Consider the following 15,081-nt stretch of genomic DNA (forward strand, 5'->3'; position numbering starts at 1 on the left):
TGACACCCACCGAGTTCATCCTGAATGCCTGGACGAAAGAGCCCAATCGCTTCAGGATCAACCCGTCACACCTCATCCCGGGACCATACACCTAGCGCGCCCCGGCAATGCGGCGGACGGGCCCCCTGCGGGGAACGAATGGCGCCGCTGCCATCGTACCGCCACGGCCCTTCCGCGGTTCCGTCACGGAAAGGGTCAAATGCCGCAAAGAATTCGTCAACCAAGAACCACTATTTCGCATCAAGTTTTACGGAACTCGGATCGGGGCCGGGTCTTGTTCGACAAGCTCGGCCGCAGCGTCGCCGGCCGGCCTCCAACATCGGGAATGCGTTTCGTGAGCTTCACCGTCAGCGCCGACACCGCCTCGCGCGTCTATTCCTGGCAGCACGGCTCGTTGCTGAGCGCCCTGGAGCAGGGCCTGTCGCTGACCACCTCCGGCATGAGCGACGTCCGCATCGTGGACTCGGAAGGCCGCAGTCACAGCCCCGCCGCGCTCTACCAGCGCCTGTTCGGCGGCGCGCAGCCGGCGGAAGCCGCCGAGCAGCCCCGCGCCCGCGCCGCCTGATCGGTCCAGCACATCGTCCCGGATGCTGGATCCGGGACGATGTGCTGAGCTCTTGGTTTTGCATCAATTTTTTCCGAAAGCCGCGACCCACCTTTCGGGATGATGCTCTACCCCCGGATCGCCGCCGCGTCCGGTGCGACCACCGCGAACAGGTCGCCCAGTGCGGCGAGGCTCGCGGCCTGGAGCGCGGCGGCCGGCACGGTCGCGCCGTCCGGCCCCGGCAGGGCGCGCGTGGCGGTGGCCGCGGCCACCACGGTCGGGCGGAATCCGAGGTTGAAGGCGCTTCGGGCCGTCGAATTCACGCACATGTGGGTCATGAAGCCCGCCAGGATCACGTCCTTGACGCCGGCCGCCTCCAGCTGCGCCTGAAGGTCGGTGCCGACGAAGGAACTCGGATAGGCCTTGGTGATGACGGCCTCGCCCTCGCGGGGGGCGACCTCGTCGCTGATCTGGCCGATGGCGGCGGTGAGGTCGTAGGGCGAGCCCGGCCCAGCATCGTGGCGTACGTGGAAGACCGGGATGCCCGCCGCCCGCGCCCGCTCCAGCAGCACCTGCGCCTCGCGAAGCGCCGGCTCGACGCCGTCCAGGCGCATCACGCCTTCGCGGTAGGTGTTCTGAAGATCGATCATCACCAGTGCCGAACCGGCGAGGGCGGCGGGCTCCGGCGGCAGCCCGGAGAGGCTGCGGAGGGTCTTGAGATCGGTCATGGGCGTCGCCTTCTCGGCAGGATGCGTTGTCCGGGCGGGATGTGAGCCGAGCGGGGCCGCCCGCGCAACCCGCCGATTGGGCCAACGGGCGGCATGTGGCCGCCCATACGGGCTCCGATCGATCGCCCCGGCTCCGCCATCGTCGCGAGCGCCGGCAAAGCGATCCGGCGGCGCGACGTGTCCGGACAGGGCGGCGCACTGGATCGCTTCGGCTCCGCCTCGCAAGGACGGAATCATCCCTCGGCGTCTTCGCCACGCACCTCAGGATGAGGGCGCAGCTTTCTTCTACCGCTGCGCGGCTTGCACCGGCTTCGGCGCCTGGGGGGCGATGCGTCCGCCCTCCTTGAGATCGGCGGGTGGGCTGAGCACGAGGCGCTCGCCGCCCGAGAGGCCCTTGTCGACCTCGACCACCGTGCCCTTGTCGCGGGCGACGTGGACCTCGGCCCAGGTCACGCGGTCGTCCTCGCGGGCCACCGCGACGCGGGTGCCGGACTGGTTGAACACCAGGGCCTCGGCCGGCACCGCCACCGTGGTGCCGCCGGTGCGCGGGATCGCCAGCGTCACGTAGACGTAGAGGCCCGGCCGCAGGGTGCGGTCGGGGTTGGGCACGTCGACCTGCGTCGTCAGCGTGCGCGAGGAGGCGAGCAGGGCCACCGAGCTGCGCTCGACCTCGCCGGAGAAGCTGCGGTCGGGCATCTGCGGCACCTTGATCGTGGCGGCGATGCCGGGCCGCACGCCCACCGCCGCGTTCTGCGGCACGTTGACCGAGATGCGCAGCACGTCGTCCCGGTCCATCGACAGGAGCGGCGTGCCCGAGCCCGCATCCGCCTGGACGAGGTCGCCGACATCGACGTTGCGGGTGGTCACCACCCCGTCGAAGGGCGCGGTGACGATCTCGAAGCCGGTGAGCGCCTTGAGCCGGCCCACGGTCGCCTGCTGCGCCTTGATGTTGGCCTGCGCCACCTTCACATCGGCCTCGGCCGAGGCGAGGTTGGCCGACTGGGAGAGCACGCCGGCCTGGGTGTTGTCGGCGGTCTGCTTCGAGGCCCAGCCCTGGCCGGCCAGCGTCGAGGTGCGCGAATTGGTGACCTGGGCGAGGTTCACGTTGGCCCGGGCCTGATCGACCATGGCATTCGCCCGCAAGAGCTGCGCCTCGAGCTGCCCGAGTTGCGCCTCCGCTTGCGCCAGCTGCTGGTCGAGATCGGGGGCGGCGATGCGCAGGAGCACGTCGCCCTTCTTCACCCGCGAGCCGAGATCGACGTGCCGCTCGGCGATGTAGCCGGTGGCGCGGGCGTAGATCCGCGCGGTGGCGAAGGGCTCGGTCTGGCCCGGCAGGGTCAGTTCCACCGGCCCGTCGAGGCGCTTGGCCTCCTCGGTGCGGACCTTGGGCACGAACTCCATCTGCTTGGCGCGCGTCGCCTCGGCCCGGGCCGAGCGCTGCCAGTGGCCGTAGCCGCCATAGGCCAGGAGGCCGAGCGCGATCAGCCCGGCCAGCACGAAGCCGCCCTTGCCCGGCGGCGGCGGGACTTTTTTGTCGTCCCCTGTCCGGTCGGGCTGGCTCACGGAACGATCCTTCTCTCGATACCCACGCGCATCAGACGTAATCCTCGAGCGGCTTGGCCTCGCCCCGCCGCAGCAGGCTGTAGAGGAACGGCACGAACAGAAGCGTCGAGGGCGTGCCGAGCGCGATGCCGCCCATCACGGCGCGGGCGAGCGCCGCGTTCTGCTCGCCGCCCTCGCCGGTGCCGAGCGCCATGGGCACGAGGCCCAGGAACATCGCGCTCGCGGTCATCAGCACCGGCCTCAGTCGCGTCTCGCCCGCGACGATGGCCGCCTCGTGGGCCGAACAGCCCGTCGCTTCCCGGTGTTCCTTGGCGAAGGTGACGAGCAGGATCGAGTTGGCCGACGCGATGCCTACCGACATGATCGCCCCGAACAGCGAGGGGATCGAGAAGGTGGTGCCGGTGATGAACAGGCTCGCCACGATGCCGCAGAAGGCGATCGGCAGGGCGGCCAGCACCACGAAGGGATCGCCCCAGCTCTGATAGTTCACCGCCATCAGGAGGTAGACGGCGATGACCGCGATGCCGAGGCCGATGCCGAGCCGGAAGAAGGCGGCGCGCATGTTCTCGATCTGCCCGCGCACGGAGATCTTGTCGGGCGCCGGCAGGGTCTTCTGCTCCTCGGCCACGATCCGGTCGATGTCGCGGGCGACCGCGCCGAGGTCGCGGTCCTGCACCGCGGCGTAGACGTTGAAGGTCGGCTGCGTGTTGACGTGGTTGATCACCGTCTGCGTCGGCTGGCGGGTGATCGTCGCGATGCTGGAGAGCAGCGTCAGCGCGCCCGGCCCGTTGCCGGCATTGGCGCGGGCGAAGAGCGGGGTGTTCTGCAGGGCCGTCAGCGAGTCGTTGCGGTATTCCGGCGTCTGGACCCAGAGCTGGTAGGGGATGCCGGTCTTCGGATCGGTCCAGAAGTTCGGATTCACCTGGAAGGAGCCCGAGAGCGAGACGTTGAGGCTCTGGGCCACCTGCTGCTGCGTCAGGCCGAGTTCCGCGGCGAGCCGCCGGTCCACGTCCACGAAGAATTGCGGCGTGTCGACGATCTGGTGCAGGTGCACGTCGACGAGGCCGGGCGTCTCCTTCAGCCGCGCCTCGATGCGCCGGGCGGCCTCCAAGTCCTTGACCGTGTTGCGCCCCGAGACCTGCACGTCGATCTGCGCGATCACCCCGAAGTTGAGGATCTGCGTGATGATGTCGGAGGGCTGGAAGTAGACGATCATGTCGGGGAAGCGCTCGCGCAGGGTCTCGCGCAGGCGCCGCTGGTACTCGGCGATGGAGCCGTGCTCGTCCTTCAGGTCGATGAGCATCTGCCCGTCGTTGTAGGAGACGAACGACCCGTCGGAGAAGGCGAAGTTGTAATTGTTGGAGGGGATGCCGATGTTGTCGAGGATCTGGTCGATCTCGCCCTCGGGGATCACCTCGCGCACCACCTTCTGGACCTCGGCGAAGGTCTGCTCGGCGGTCTCGATGCGCATGCCCGGCCGGGTGCGCAGGTGGAGCGTCATCTGGCTCGATTCGACCTGCGGGAAGTAGTCCTGGCCCGTGAAGACGAAGAGCCCGCCGGTGCCGGCAAACAGCAGGACGACGCTCGTCACCGTCGCGACGGGGTGGCGCAGGACGGCGTGCAGCAGCCCGACATAGCCACGGTGGAAGCGGTCGAAGCGCGCCTCGAAGCCCCGGCGGAAGGCGCCGGCCAAGCGGAAGACGGGGGAGAGCAGCCAAGCCAGCGCCCGCTCGATCCGGCCGCGGCGCGGGGCTTCTGCCTCACCGCCGTGGTGCTGGAGGTATTCGCGCGCCACCAGCACGTCGATCATCACCGGCACCAGGGTGCGGGTGAGGAGATACGAGGTCAGCATCGCGAACACGACCGCGAGCGCCTGCGGCGTGAACAGGTACTTCGGGGTGTCGGTGAGCGCGAAGACCGAGACGAAGGCGGCGCAGATCGAGAGCGTCGAGATCAGGGCCGGCTTGGCGATGCCCGCCGCGCCCTCGACCACGGCGTTGCGGAACGGCTTGCCCTCCTCGAACAGGCGGTAGGTGTTCTCGATCGCCACCGTCACGTCGTCGACGAGGATGCCGACGGCCAGCGCCAATCCGCCCAGCGTCATCACGTTGATGGTGTGGCCGAGTGCCGCCAGCAGCGCCAGGGAGGTCATCAGGCAGAGCGGGATCGAGACGAGCACGATCAGGGTGGAGCGCCAGGAGCCGAGGAAGAGCAGGATGGTCAGGCCCGTCAGCGCGGCGGCGATCACCGCCTCGTGCCACACGCCCTCGATGGCGTTCGAGACGAAGACCGACTGGTCGAAGAGCGGCTTGAGCTCCAGCCCCTCGGGCGCCGCCGCGCGGATGTCGGGAAGCGCCGCCTTGACGTTGTTGACGACGTCCAGCGTCGAGGCGGTGCCGTTCTTCAGAACCCGCATCAGCACCGAGGAGGCGCCGTCGGCCCGCACCACGTTGACCTGCGGCGGGCCGCCGTCGCGGACATAGGCCACGTCGCGCACCAGCACCGGCTGGCCGTTGACCACCCTGATCGGGATCTCGTTCAGGGCCGCGATCGCATCCGGCGTCGCGTTCATCTGCACCGGGTATTGCTGCTCGCCAATCTTGGCGAGGCCCGAGGGGATCGTCAGGTTCTGCGAGGTGACCGCGTTGGTGACCTCCAGCGGCGTGATCCCGAGGGCCCGGAGCGCGTGCAGGTCGAGATCGACCATGACCTGGCGCGGGGCGCCGCCGAAGGGGGAGGGCAGGGTCGAGCCCGGCACCTGGGTCAGGCGCTGGCGGATGCGGTACTGGGCGTAATCGTAGACCTTGTTGAGGCTGTCCTTGGTGGAGGTCAGCGCGAGCTGGATCACCGGCACCGAGGAGGCGGAGAAGCGCACGATCACGGGCGGCTGCACGCCCGGCGGCATCAGCGCGCGGATCGAGTTCGTGGAGGACACGACCTGGGCGATGGCCAGATCGATGCTGACGCTCTGGTCGAAATAGATCTTCATCACCGACGTGCCCTGCAGGCTCGTCGATTCCATCCGCGCGATGTTGTTGACGTTGTTGGAAATTCCGAATTCGGAATAGGTCGTGATCCGCTTCTCCATCTCCGGCGCGGACAGGCCCGTATAGGTCCAGACCACCACGACGACGGGGATGTCGACCGCCGGCAGCACGTCCTTGGGCGTCACGACGATCGCGCTGACACCGCCGAGCATCATCAGCACGGCGAGCACGTAGGTCGTGATGCGGAACTTGAGGGCGTACTGGACGAGTCCCATGGGTCTCCGGTCGATGTCCGGTAAGAGGGCCTCACGAAACTCCCGGTCGCCAGCGGCCCCGACCCTGGCTATGCCAGTGCGGCGCGCGTTCCGTGGGAAACACGCGCCTGCCGGAGCCGCGGAACGGGCTGTGGCCCTGCGGATACCGCACGGCACTGTTTCTGTTCTATGTCCGATTGCCGAGAGAAAGACACGCGTGATGCGATGCCGCATCACCGCCTGTCCCCGGCGGTCGAGGCATGTCGCAGCGGTCGGCGGATACGAGACTAGACTGAAAATAACCTTTGAAACAATGCGCCTCAGATCGCCCGCGTTGACATCGGTGCCGAACTGTCGTCCGCGGTCATCGCCGCCTGCCTCCGCACTTGCGCCCGGCCGAGCCAGAGCGCGTTGAGGAGCCACGCCGCCGAGAGCGGCACCGCCACCACGGCCGCGGCATGGCCGCCGAAGCCGAGCGCGGCGAGCCCGGTATAGGACCACGCCCCGACCTGATCGCCGAGGCGGTAGACCACCGTGTCGATGAAGCTTTTGGCCTTGTAGCGGTCCTCGCGCGGCACCACCGTGAACAGCACCTCGCGCACCGGCCGGGCGATGGCGAAGTTGCCGGCGCGGCGCAGCACGTAGATCAGCACCACCGAGGCGACCGTCGGCGAGAGCGCCAGCGCGGCAAACCCGATGATGCTCGCCGCCGGCAGCAGCGCCAGCGTGACGCCGACCCCGAGCCACTTCGTGATGCGGCCGGTGAGGAAGAGCTGCACGCCGAGGGTCAGGGTGTTCACCGCAAGATCGACGTTGGCGAAGAAGGCGGTCTGGGCGCCCCGGCTGGAAAAGTTGTTCTTGGCCACCGCCGCCTGCTCGAAATACAGGAAGGTCGCGGTGACCGAGAACAGCGCCAGAAACAGCGCGATGTTGAGGAGGTAGGGCGAGGCGAATGTGCGCCGGATGCCGGCGAGCACGTCGCCGCCGATGACGTCGCCCGCCCGCGAATCCTGCGGCACCTCGTGGAGGCGCCCGATCAGGCGGGCGAGGCCGCGCATGGCGAAGACCGCCGCCTCCAGCAGCACGGCGGCGGCGATGAGCAGCGCCCAGGTCGGCACGTCGCGCGCCAGCGTCGCCGTCACCGCCGAGCCGCAGATGGCGCCCAGCGTCGCGCCCGCGGCAATGAAGCCGAACAGGCGTTTGCCCTGCTCGGTCGAGAACACGTCCACCACCGTGGCCCAGAAGATCGAGACCACGAACAGGTTGAAGATCGAGAGCCAGACGAAGAAGGTGCGGCCGACCCAGACCGCCGTCTCGCCCTCGGCGAAGGCGATGAGGCCTGCGAAAATCAGGATGTTGAGGATGAAGAAGCGGTAGGTGAGGGGCACGAAGCGCGCCCGCGGCAGCCGCTTGACCAGCCAGGCGAAGGGCAGGTTGAGCGCCAGCATGCCGACCAGGGTCGCCAGGAACAGCCAGGGCAGGTTCTCGAGGCCGCCGGCCACGCCCATCTGGTCGCGGATCGGGCGCAGCACGTAGTAGCTGGCGAGCAGCGCGAAGATGTAGGCCCAGGACCAGGCGAGCGCCGGCCCCTCGCCCGGCCGCACATCGACGAGGCGGGCGAGCCGGGAGGCCGGGCGCGGTTGGGGGGGCGAGGCCGGCGCCTCTGCGCTCAAGGCTTCACCCCGAGCTTGGCCTTCAACTCGGGCGCGGACAGTTCGTGCCCGAAGCCGGGCGAGCCCATGGCGAAGGTGTCGGCCGCCTTCAGTTCGCCGACCACCACGGGGTCGAAGCCGGCATCCGAGACCAGGGTGCGGGCGGTCTCCAGCGCCTTCGGGTCGTCGCCGGCGATCGGCACCGCCATGCGCGGCTCGGGCCGCCCGGCATTCTTCTGGAAGATCCTGTAGTTCGCCGCGTTGAAGGCCCGCACCACCCGGGCGCCGGCGAGATACTTGGCGGAGGTCGCGCCGATCCCGTCGCGCTCGACCTCGTCGGCAACCGCGCCGTCGCGGGCCTTCACCGCGTTGCCGGCATCGATCACCACCTTGCCCTTCAGCCCGGCGGCGTTCTCCTTGGCCAGCTCCGGATAGGCCTTGTAGGGCACCGCGAGCAGCACGGCGTTGCCGAAGGCGATCGCTTCGGCCGGCGTACCCGCCCGCGCCTTCGGACCGAATTCCTCCACGAGCGCCTTCAGCTGCTCGGGATGCCGCGAGGCGAAGAACACCTCGTAGCCGGCCTTGATCCAGAGCCGGCCGAGCGTACCGCCGATATTGCCCGCTCCCACGATCCCGATTTTTTTGGAGGTTTCGGATTGGGCGAGCGCGGGCATCGCGAGGGTGCACAGGATGGCCGCAAGGGCGCCGCGCCGCGCGAACGTGACAAAGGAATCAGACCGCATCGATGAAGGCCTCCATCTTGCGCCGCTCGGCGGCGTCCGGCAGCCGCCCGGTCGCGGCGGCGAGGTTGTCCTCGACGTAACTCGCCTTGGCCATGCCCGGGATCGGGCAGGTGACGGCCTCGTTGGCGAGCACGTATTTGAGAAAGAACTGCGCCCAGCTCTTGCAGCCGAACGCGGTGGCGAAGTCAGGCAGGGGCTTGTCCTTCACCGCCTTGAACAGGCGGTCGCGGCCGAAGGGCACGTTGACCATCACCGCCACGCCCCGCTCGGCGGCCAGGGGCAGGATGCGCTCGGCCGCGGCGCGGCTGTCGAGGGCGTAGTTCACCTGCACGAAATCGAGCTTTTCGCGTTTCATCACCGCTTCGAGGTCCGGGAACTGCTCGTCGCGCCAGACCGTGACGCCGACATAGCGGATGCGGCCCTTCTCCTTCAGGGCGCGCAGGACCGCGAGGTTCACCTCCGTGTCGATCAGGTTGTGCACGGCGATCAGGTCGATCTTGTCCGTGCGCAGCCGCTGGAACGAGCGCTCGGTCTCGGCCTGGGCCGCCTCCCGGCCGCGGGCGGCGACCTTGGTCGCCAGGAAGATCTTTTCGCGCAGGCCTTCGAGGATCAGTCCGAGCACGTCTTCCGCCGTGCCGTAGCTCGGGGCAGTGTCGATCACCGTCCCGCCGAGTGCCACGAAACGCTCGACCGCCTCGCGCAAGGGGGCGGTGGCCTCGGGCGTCACCGCCACCTCGTAGCGGCGCGAGGTGCCGATGCCCATGGCCGGCAGGCGCTCGCCCGAGGAGGGGATCGGCCGGGTGATCAGGGCGTCCGCGGCGCGGGCCGGACGCGGAAGGAGACTCGCCCCGGCGGCGAGGGCCGCACCGTGCAGGAGGGTTCGGCGGGAGAGCGGCGGGACGAGGAGCATGGGTGCGGGCCTCCTTCGCGGACGGGCGAGACCCGAGCGAGATAGGGCGACCTCACGACACTGGCGAAGGGATCAGCCCGCGAACCGTCCGAACGTCACCGCCGTCTCGCCGTAGCTGCGCCGCTCCAGTTCCGCGAAACCGGGCGGCAGGACCAGGCCGGCCCCGGCGGCCTCTTCGACCAGGACCAGCGCGCCGGGGCTGAGCCAGCCGCCCCCGGCGGCGGCCGCGAGAGCCGTCGGCGCGAGGTTCTTACCGTAGGGCGGATCGCAGAAGGCCAGCGTCGCGGGCCGATCGAGGGCGGGCCCGAGCCGGGTCGCGTCGCGCTGGATCAGCCGGGCGCGGGCCTCGCAGCCGAGGGCGGCGATCCCGTCGCGGATCAGCGTGCCGGCCTGGCGCCCCTCATCCACGAAGAGCGCACGCGCCGCGCCGCGGGAGAGCGCCTCGAACCCGAGCGCTCCGGTGCCCGCGAAGAGGTCGAGCACCACCGCGTCCTCGACCGCGTCGTCGTAGGCGTGGGCGAGCACGTTGAACAGGGCCTCGCGCAGGCGGTCGGAGGTCGGGCGGATGCCCTCCGCCTTCGGTCCGGCCAGCCTGCGCCCGCGCCATTCGCCGCCGACGATCCGCACGCGTCAGGCCTCAGGCCTCGCCGCGCGGCGGACGGCTCGGACGGCCGCCTCCGCGGGGGCCCGGCTTGCCGCCGCCGGGGCGACCGCCCGGAGCACCGCCGGGCTTGCCGCCGGGCTTGCCGCCGGGACGCCCTGCGCCGCCACCCGGGCGCCCGCCGGGCCGGCCACCGCCGCCGCCGGGCTTGAAGTCGCCTCGGGCGCCGCCCTTCGGGCCACCCTTGAAATCACCCCGGGCCCCGTCGCGGGCACCGCCCTTGAAGCCGGGCTTGGCGCCGAACCCCTTGCCCGGGCCGGCTCCCGGTCCTTTGCCCGGACCTTTGCGGAAGCCGGGGCGATCACCCTCGGCGCCCCGCAGGGGACGGGCCGGACGCTCGCCCTCGGCGGCACGGGGCCGGTCGCGGGGCGGACCGCGCCGCTCGGGCGCGCGCCCCTCGTCCGGGCGCTCACGGCGGGGCGCTCCCTCGCCGCGGTCGTACGGGGGCCGGCCCTCGCTGCGCTCGCGCGGCGGACGTCCCTCGAACGAGGACGGACGCTCGCGGGGCGGACCGCGCCGCTCGGCAGGCGCGGCTTCCCCGGCCTCGCGGCGGCGGGGACGGGCGTCGCCCGAGGGCGCGGCGCGGCGGAATTCATCCCGGCCCGGCCGGTCCTCGCGGGGCCGGCTCTCGCGCGGCCTGTCCTCGCGCGGCCTCTCCCGGCCCTCCGGCCGCTCCTCTTCCTTGCGGAAGCGGACGCGGCGGTGCGGCTCGGCGGCCGGGGTCTCCGGCGTGGGCTGAAGCCGCTCCACCAGCACCCGGCGCTCGCCGGCAGCCTGGATCGCGCCGACGCGCTCGCGGCCGCGCTCGGCCGCCGCCGCGCGGGCGGTCTTGGGGTCGAGGCCCCGGCGCGGCACCTTGGAGGCGCGCGGCCGCGTCTCATCGTCGGCGCGCCACACGGTCGGGGAGGGCGCCCGCTGCGCCGGGCGTGCCGAGGCACGCGCCGGGGCGGCGGGCCGGGCCGGATCGCGGGGCGGGCGGCCCGCCGGGGCGGGGCGGGCGGCACCCGCGCGGCCACGGGCCGCGCCCTCGGAAGAAGCGGGCTGCGCGGCGCGGGGGGCTTTCTTCGGGCTGCCGAAGGGAGCGATGGTCTCTCGCACCGGGCTCTCGAAATCGACGCCGGCCTGCTCGGCGAGGTTCTTTCCGAGCTGCTCCTTCAGAACCTTGGTGCGGATCTCCTCGACGAGGCCGACCTCGAGGTCGCCGAGCTGGAACGGTCCGAACGAGAGCCGGATCAGCCGGTTCACCGAGAGGCCGAGATGCTCCAGGATGCGCTTGACCTCGCGGTTCTTGCCCTCGCGCAGGCCGAGCGTCAGCCAGACGTTGTCGCCCTGCGCCCGGTCGAGGGTCGCCTCGATCGGGCCGTACTCCATGCCGTCGACGGTCAGGCCCTTCTTGAGCTTGTCGAGATCGGGCTGGGTCACGTCGCCGAAGGCGCGCACCCGGTAGCGGCGCAGCCAGCCGGTATCGGGATGGGCGATCACCTTGGCCAGCCCGCCGTCGTTGGTGAGCAGCAGCAGCCCTTCGGTGTTGATGTCGAGCCGGCCGATGGCGACGACCCGCGGCAGCTCGTCGGGCAGGCCGTCGAACACCGTCGGGCGGCCCTCCGGGTCGCGGGCGGTGGTGACGACGCCCCGCGGCTTGTGCAGCAGCCACAGCCGGGTCCGCTCGCGGGCGGGCAGGGGCTCGTCGTCCACCGTGATGCGATCGGCGTCGGTGACGTTGATCGCCGGCGAGGTCAGGACCTTGCCGTTGAGGGTGACGCGTCCGGCCTCGATCATCGCCTCCGCGTCGCGGCGGGAGGCGATGCCGGCGCGGGCGATCGCCTTGGCGATGCGCTCGCCCTCGGGCGCGGCGGGTTGGTCCGCGGGCACGGCCGGGGAAGGATCTGGAATGTCGGTCATCCGCGCCCCTTATCAGAGCAACGGGTCGCACAAAAGGAAAAGGCGGCCCGCCAGGGCCGCCCTTTCATCGAACCGCGAGGTTCAGGTCGTCACAACCGCGGGGAGCGCCCGCGCACCGCGCCCATCACCGCCGAGATCAGGAACAGGGCGATGGCGACGAAGAAGACGATCTTGGCCGCTTCCATCGCGGTGCCGGCGATGCCGCCGAAGCCGAGCAGCGCGGCGACCAGCGCGACGACGAGAAAGGTAATGGCCCAACCGATCATGGTAACCTCCTGACGTCCATTTCGAACGATGTCTCGAAGCTTGCGGTCCGTCCGAAAGCTTGTCTGGCTTTGAAAATTGCCAAGCTCCCGGATCGTTCCCCTCGACAGCGCTGAAAATCGCCGTCGCCCGCAAAGCGTTCCGAGCCGAGGGGTCGGACCCCGGGCCTCGGACCGCTCGTGTCAGACCGTGCCTCAGACCTTGCCCTTGACCGCATCGGCGGCATCGCCCGCCGTCTTCTTGACGTCGCCCTTCACCTGCTGGCCCTCGCCCTTGAGCTCCTGGGCCTTGCCCTCGGCCTGCATCTTCTCGTTGTCGGTCGCCTTGCCGAGGCCCTGCTTGACGTTGCCGGCCGCCTCGTTGGCGAGGCCCTTCACCTTGTCGGTCGTGCTGGACATGGCGTTTTCTCCCGTTCCGTGATGCCCGCTCGAAGGCGGGGGCTGAGAGAGCAACGGTCGCCTCGGGCCGCATGTTCCGCCCTTTAACATTCCGGCCCCGGAGGGCGGGGGCGGCAGGCTCAGGCCGCCAAGGTCCGTCGCGGCGCCTTGCCGTCCCGCGCGTCGGCCTCGAGCATCGCGGCGATCTCGTGGGCGGGCCGGGGCGGGCTGAACAGGAAGCCCTGCACCTCCCGCGCGCCCTCGGCCCGGACGGCGGCGAGTTGCGGCTCGGTCTCGACGCCCTCGACCAGCGTCGTGATGCCGAGGCTCGCCCCGAGGCTCACGATGGCGCGGATGATCGCCCCGGCCTCCGACTGGGCGGCGCAATCGCGCACGAAGGAGCGGTCGATCTTGATCTTGTCGAAGGGGAAGCGGCGCAGGTAGCTGATCGAGGAGTAGCCCGTACCGAAATCGTCCATGGAGATGCGCACCCCGAGCCGGCGCAGGCTGTGGAGCGTCTCCAGGTTCGTCTCGGTGTCCTCGAGCAGCACGCTCTCGGTGATCTCCAGTTCCAGCCGCGTCGCCTTGAGGCCGCTGACCGCGAGCGCGGTCAGCACGCTCTGGGCAAAGCCCCGGTGGCGCAGCTGCAGCGGCGAGACGTTGACGGCGACGCTGATGTCGGCCGGCCAGTCGGCGGCGTCGCGGCAGGCCTGCCCCAGCACCCACTCGCCCAGCGGCACGATCAGCCCGGTCTCCTCGGCCAGCGGGATGAACACCGCCGGGCTCACGAGGCCGCGCTCGGGATGGCGCCAGCGCACCAGCGCCTCCATGCCCGTGATGCGGTTGGCGGAGAGGTCGACGAGGGGCTGGTAATGCAGCTCGAAGCGGTCCTGGGCCAGCGCCTCGCGCAGCTCGCGCTCGAGCCCAAGCCGCTCGCGCGCGGTCTCGTCCATCTGCGGCTCGAACAGGCGGAACGTGCCGCGCCCGTCCGCCTTCGCCTCGTAGAGGGCCATGTCGGCCTCCTTGAGCAGGCGCTCGATCTCGCCCGCCCCGGCCGCGGCCAGCGCGATGCCGACGCTCATGCCGATCTCCACGGTGAGCCCGTCGAGGCGATAGGGCGCGCTGATGACGCCGATCAGGCGCTGCGCCAGGGCCGCGGCTCCGGCGGCGTCCTCGACGCGGTAGAGCACCGCGAACTCGTCGCCGCCCAGCCGGGCCACCAGGTCGCGTCCGCGCACATGCGCGCGCAGCCGGTCGGCCACCGCCCGCAGCAGGCTGTCGCCCACCGCGTGGCCGAAGCTGTCGTTGATCGGCTTGAAGCGGTCGAGGTCGAGGCAGAGCACGGCGAGGCAGGCCTCCCCGCTCGCGGGCAGCATCTCGATCAGCTCCGTGCCGATCTCCCGCAGACAAGTGCGGTTGGGCAGGTCGGTCAGGCCGTCGTGGCGGGCCATGTGGACGATCTGCGCCTCGGTGCGCCGCCGCTCGGTGATGTCCTCGAAGGTCGAGACCCAGCCGCCACCCTCCATCGGGCGGTGCATGACGGCGACGACGCGCCCGTCGGCCAGTTCGCGCAGCACCGCCTTCGGCCCGTCGGCGGTGAGCGAGGTGCGGGTGCTCTCGCTCACCGAATCGACCGTCGCCCCAGGCTTGTAGCGCTTGAGCGCCACCAGCGAGGCGATCACGTCCCGCTGGCTCATGCCGACGCGAAGCGCGTCTTCCGGCAGATCGAAGATCTCCCGGTAGCGCCGGTTCCACACCAGCAGCCGCTGCTCCGCATCGAACAGGCACAGGCCCTGGCTCATGTTCTCCAGGGCCGCATCGAAGAGCCGGTTCTGCTCGCTGAGCCGGGCATGGGCCGCGACGAGGGCGAGGCGGGTACGGTGCTGCTCGCTGACGTCGCTGCCGAAGCCGCGATAGCCCAGGAACTCGCCCTCGGGCGAGATATGCGGCCGGCCGCTGATCTCGAACCAGCGCGGCGCGCCGTCGGGGTGGCGGTAGACGTAGGTCACCTCGCGGAACGGGCGCCGGGCGGCCAGCGCCTCGCGGTAGGCGGCGAGGGTGTCCGCATCCTCCTCGCCGGCGAAGGCCGCGCGCGGAAAGCCGATCATCTCCTCCGGCTCGCGGCCCAGCAACCGCTCGGCGCCGACGGAGAGATAGCTGAAGCGGTCCTCGGTGTCGGTGGCCCAGAGCCAGTCGAACGCGATTCGTGCAAATTCTTCGAGGTCGTTCAGGGGCATGTCGTCACCGCAGGCTCGACTCAACCTCACGCGGAATTGTAAATATTTCGCCCTGCCCACGACTTGAGCAGCATGATCGAATTCCGATCAATCGCGATGACCCCAAGACAAAGGACCGATCCCACCTTGGCTGAAGCTCGGCAGCGCCTCCTTGCGAAGCCGGCCCGGAGCCATCGCCGGCCCGAGCCGTTGCCTCCGGCGACCGACCGGGGCAGCATCGTGCAGCGACAGACCGGGCGACAGACCGGGCGACATGTCG

General features: G+C 70.6%; 12 protein-coding genes. 1 reads left to right on the top strand and 11 read right to left on the bottom strand.

What is annotated here, in order from left to right; translation table 11 throughout:
* The first annotated feature begins 334 nt into the window (after window positions 1-334).
* On the top strand, window positions 335-565 hold the full coding sequence (locus BY998_RS13840) for a hypothetical protein (RefSeq protein ID WP_110352352.1): 231 nt from the start codon (window positions 335-337) through the stop codon (window positions 563-565).
* A 107-nt stretch (window positions 566-672) separates the two neighbouring features.
* Here BY998_RS13840 and BY998_RS13845 read toward each other — a convergent pair whose 3' ends face one another.
* From BY998_RS13845 to BY998_RS13895, 11 genes are all read right to left on the bottom strand, one after another.
* Window positions 673-1,272: a cysteine hydrolase family protein gene (locus BY998_RS13845; RefSeq protein ID WP_110352201.1), complete on the bottom strand. Its 600-nt coding sequence runs from the start codon at window positions 1,270-1,272 to the stop codon at window positions 673-675.
* Window positions 1,273-1,557: 285 nt separating this feature from the next.
* Window positions 1,558-2,835, bottom strand: a complete 1,278-nt coding sequence (locus BY998_RS13850; protein WP_110352202.1) for an efflux RND transporter periplasmic adaptor subunit — start codon at window positions 2,833-2,835, stop codon at window positions 1,558-1,560.
* A gap of 31 nt (window positions 2,836-2,866) precedes the next feature.
* On the bottom strand, window positions 2,867-6,097 hold the full coding sequence (locus BY998_RS13855) for an efflux RND transporter permease subunit (protein WP_110352203.1): 3,231 nt from the start codon (window positions 6,095-6,097) through the stop codon (window positions 2,867-2,869).
* Window positions 6,098-6,396: 299 nt separating this feature from the next.
* Window positions 6,397-7,749 carry an MFS transporter gene (locus BY998_RS13860; protein WP_110352204.1) on the bottom strand — a complete coding sequence of 451 codons (1,353 nt, stop codon included), beginning with the start codon at window positions 7,747-7,749 and terminating at the stop codon, window positions 6,397-6,399.
* Entirely contained in the window at window positions 7,746-8,471 is a 726-nt protein-coding gene (locus tag BY998_RS13865) for an NAD(P)-binding domain-containing protein (protein ID WP_110352205.1), read from the bottom strand. The genes BY998_RS13860 and BY998_RS13865 overlap by 4 nt, the downstream gene beginning before the upstream one ends.
* The gene (locus BY998_RS13870) at window positions 8,461-9,381 is read right to left on the bottom strand and encodes an aldo/keto reductase (RefSeq protein ID WP_110352206.1); all 921 of its coding nucleotides are present in this window, start codon (window positions 9,379-9,381) and stop codon (window positions 8,461-8,463) included. The genes BY998_RS13865 and BY998_RS13870 overlap by 11 nt, the downstream gene beginning before the upstream one ends.
* 72 nt (window positions 9,382-9,453) lie before the next feature.
* On the bottom strand, window positions 9,454-10,008 hold the full coding sequence (rsmD, locus tag BY998_RS13875) for a 16S rRNA (guanine(966)-N(2))-methyltransferase RsmD (RefSeq protein WP_110352207.1): 555 nt from the start codon (window positions 10,006-10,008) through the stop codon (window positions 9,454-9,456).
* A gap of 10 nt (window positions 10,009-10,018) precedes the next feature.
* Window positions 10,019-11,944: a pseudouridine synthase gene (locus BY998_RS13880; protein ID WP_110352208.1), complete on the bottom strand. Its 1,926-nt coding sequence runs from the start codon at window positions 11,942-11,944 to the stop codon at window positions 10,019-10,021.
* An 89-nt stretch (window positions 11,945-12,033) separates the two neighbouring features.
* The gene (locus tag BY998_RS13885; protein ID WP_110352209.1) at window positions 12,034-12,210 is read right to left on the bottom strand and encodes a DUF1328 domain-containing protein; all 177 of its coding nucleotides are present in this window, start codon (window positions 12,208-12,210) and stop codon (window positions 12,034-12,036) included.
* 192 nt (window positions 12,211-12,402) lie between these two features.
* On the bottom strand, window positions 12,403-12,606 hold the full coding sequence (locus BY998_RS13890; protein WP_110352210.1) for a CsbD family protein: 204 nt from the start codon (window positions 12,604-12,606) through the stop codon (window positions 12,403-12,405).
* Window positions 12,607-12,725: 119 nt separating this feature from the next.
* Entirely contained in the window at window positions 12,726-14,822 is a 2,097-nt protein-coding gene (locus BY998_RS13895; RefSeq protein ID WP_110352211.1) for an EAL domain-containing protein, read from the bottom strand.
* Window positions 14,823-15,081: the final 259 nt, after the last annotated feature.

It is taken from the genome of Methylobacterium sp. B4, assembly GCF_003201865.1.
Classification (GTDB): domain Bacteria; phylum Pseudomonadota; class Alphaproteobacteria; order Rhizobiales; family Beijerinckiaceae; genus Methylobacterium.

Coding starts and splice junctions, on each gene's coding strand:
- BY998_RS13885 (WP_110352209.1), bottom strand. CDS start 12,210: ATGATCGGTTGGGCCATTACCTTTCTCGTCGTCGCGCTGGTCGCCGCG.
- BY998_RS13895 (WP_110352211.1), bottom strand. CDS start 14,822: ATGCCCCTGAACGACCTCGAAGAATTTGCACGAATCGCGTTCGACTGG.
- BY998_RS13855 (WP_110352203.1), bottom strand. CDS start 6,097: ATGGGACTCGTCCAGTACGCCCTCAAGTTCCGCATCACGACCTACGTG.
- BY998_RS13845 (WP_110352201.1), bottom strand. CDS start 1,272: ATGACCGATCTCAAGACCCTCCGCAGCCTCTCCGGGCTGCCGCCGGAG.
- BY998_RS13865 (WP_110352205.1), bottom strand. CDS start 8,471: ATGCGGTCTGATTCCTTTGTCACGTTCGCGCGGCGCGGCGCCCTTGCG.
- BY998_RS13870 (WP_110352206.1), bottom strand. CDS start 9,381: ATGCTCCTCGTCCCGCCGCTCTCCCGCCGAACCCTCCTGCACGGTGCG.
- BY998_RS13890 (WP_110352210.1), bottom strand. CDS start 12,606: ATGTCCAGCACGACCGACAAGGTGAAGGGCCTCGCCAACGAGGCGGCC.
- BY998_RS13880 (WP_110352208.1), bottom strand. CDS start 11,944: ATGACCGACATTCCAGATCCTTCCCCGGCCGTGCCCGCGGACCAACCC.